Origin of the sequence: Bradyrhizobium campsiandrae (assembly GCF_014529705.1) — a bacterium.
Taxonomy (GTDB): domain Bacteria; phylum Pseudomonadota; class Alphaproteobacteria; order Rhizobiales; family Xanthobacteraceae; genus Bradyrhizobium; species Bradyrhizobium campsiandrae.
In genome coordinates, this window is sequence record NZ_JAANIH010000146.1 from 1 (window position 1) to 2193 (window position 2193).

General features: G+C 64.1%; 3 protein-coding genes. 1 reads left to right on the forward strand and 2 read right to left on the reverse strand.

Annotation, left to right across the window (positions count from 1 at the left end; all coding sequences use genetic code 11):
• Window positions 1-144 precede the first annotated feature (144 nt).
• Both G8O24_RS42360 and G8O24_RS42365 read right to left on the reverse strand, forming a co-directional pair.
• On the reverse strand, window positions 145-594 hold the full coding sequence (locus tag G8O24_RS42360; RefSeq protein ID WP_188108391.1) for a DsrE family protein: 450 nt from the start codon (window positions 592-594) through the stop codon (window positions 145-147).
• 41 nt (window positions 595-635) lie between these two features.
• Window positions 636-1256, reverse strand: coding sequence for a hypothetical protein (locus G8O24_RS42365; protein ID WP_188108392.1), 621 nt, complete (start codon window positions 1254-1256; stop codon window positions 636-638).
• A 199-nt stretch (window positions 1257-1455) separates the two neighbouring features.
• On the opposite strand from G8O24_RS42365, the gene G8O24_RS42370 reads away from it, so the two are divergent.
• The gene (locus tag G8O24_RS42370) at window positions 1456-2040 is read left to right on the forward strand and encodes an STM3941 family protein (RefSeq protein ID WP_188108393.1); all 585 of its coding nucleotides are present in this window, start codon (window positions 1456-1458) and stop codon (window positions 2038-2040) included.
• Window positions 2041-2193: the final 153 nt, after the last annotated feature.

The window sequence follows — 2193 nt, forward strand, 5'->3', positions numbered from 1 at the left end:
CTTCTCCTGTCATTGCGAGGAGCTCTTGCGACGAAGCAATCCAGTCTGTCGGCGCGGACGGACTGGATTGCTTCGCGGAGCCTGTCATCGGGCCGCGCTTCGCGCGGACCCGTTGGCTCGCAATGACGGACGAGGTCGCGGGGCCTACGGCCGCAAATACAGATACCCCTGCGACTGCAGCTCGGCGAGCCGAACCACGCCGCCCTTCTCCGCGCTGACGAACCCGGGCAACAGATCCGTCAGCGTGATGTTCTGCGCCTTCATCGTGTTGCCGCAGGCGGCGAGTTCGACGCCGTCCTTGGCGAAATTGCTGATCCGCCCGCTGACGTCAGGATTGGCCTGCGCCCAGTGAAACGCCTTCAGCGCCGGCCCGTGGATGACCAGCGCGAGCGTGACATGGTCGGGGCCGCCGACGCCGTCGATGTGGTTCTGGATGTTGCCGAGCACGAAATTGACCTTGTCGGCATCACTGAGGTGATAGACGACTTTCAGCTTGTGCGACGAGGCGTCTTCGGTTGCGGCCTTGGCGCGCGAGGCGGCAAAGGCCGCGCCCAGCGCCGAGACCGTGCTCCACAAGATGTTCCGGCGGTTCATGGCGATCTCCTGCAACCCAGCCCGATTTCCCTTGTGCCATATCACCTGTGGCGGAGCGCGGCGAGCTCCTTGCGGTCGGTCACGAGCGCGGCGCACTCGCTGTTGTCGGCCCGGTCGAGCCGGAAAATCCCGTCGTCGCTGCCGGCGACGAGCGATCGCTCGGCTTCGTCATCCGGCTTGTTGTGCAGCCACACCCTGACACTCTCGAGCCGCACGATGGCCGATTTGTCGTCCTTCGACAGCGCAATACCGATGCCGCCGCCCTCGCAATCGACGCCGCATCCGAGCCGCACCTCGTTGCCCTCTTTCGTGAGCACCGTGTGATGACAGGAGCCGCTGGAGTCGAAATCGCCGCTGCGGTGGCGATAGCGGAAGCCGAGCCGGAACGAGTTGTGCAGCTGCTTGTCCTCGCCGTCGGTCTCGGCCGAGACGAGCAGCTTCATCGAAGCAACCTTCTGCTTGGGATGGCGCGCTAGATGATCGGCATCGTAGCGGCGGACGAAGCAGGCGTAGGCCGTCTTGCCTGGCGCGCCCGCATATATGCGCGCGTTGAAAGCATCGGCTTCGGTCTTGGTAGCCTCTCGAAAATCGTCGGCCTCCTCGGCCCGGGCGATGCCGATGAAAGCCAGAACGGCCAGCGGAAGGACGAGGGCAAGCTTCATGATCGCACCAGACTGTCAGATGTTGGCGGCCCGCATCGCGCGGGGGCCAACTGGTGATTAGTCGCAAGCCGCGGCCCTCGCGTTCACGTGCGAATGCCTCGCACTTCCATGGGCAGCCTCGCGCAAGGTTCCAGGCTTACCCCCTTGGGAGGAGGGGGATGAACCCCAGGTTGCTGCAAATGGCTGGAGGCGGTTGAAAATGTCCGAAAGTCAGACCTTGCCCAATCTTGCGATCGGCTATTCCCGAGTCCGGCTGCTGATGTTGTTCGGCGGCAGCCTGCTGCTGACGCTGCTCTTCGCCGGGCTTGCCTTCACCTGGCAGCAAGGCCAGGACAGCACCACGCCCCAGGTCGCCATCTGTTATATCGGCGCGGTGTTTTTCGGCCTCACCACTTGCAGGATGCTCTGGCGGCTGGTCACCGCGAGGCGGCCGCTGCTCTTCATCAGCCGCATCGGCATTCGCGACAGCAGGCTGGCCGACGAGACCATCGCCTGGAACGCGGTTCGCAAGATTTTCACATGGGAGCAGCGCGGACAGAAATTCGTGGTGCTCAAGGTCGATCCCCTCATCGCCCAGCGCTTCTCCGGAGGTTTTGCGACCCAGGCCCTGGCGATGTTGAACAAGGCGCTCGGCACTGACAGCGTGATCGTCAATGCCGTCGGCCTGACCATGGACACCGAAACATTGCTCGCGACCTGCCAGCAATATTGGGGAGCGGTGCGGCCGGTGCCTGCGGAGCAGGACGTATCGGAGGCAGAGGCTCAGCCCGAGCCGGTCAGCTGAAGCTCGGCCATTGGCGGTGGCGTAGCCGTAGCAACCATAAAAGCGCCGCCCGATTGCCGTTGAGCATGACGCCGCGCTTTCGGCCGTCAAGGCGTGGCCTGGGGACAGCAGATGTGAGGAGAGATATGAGCGACGGCCAGCCTTGACGGCCGC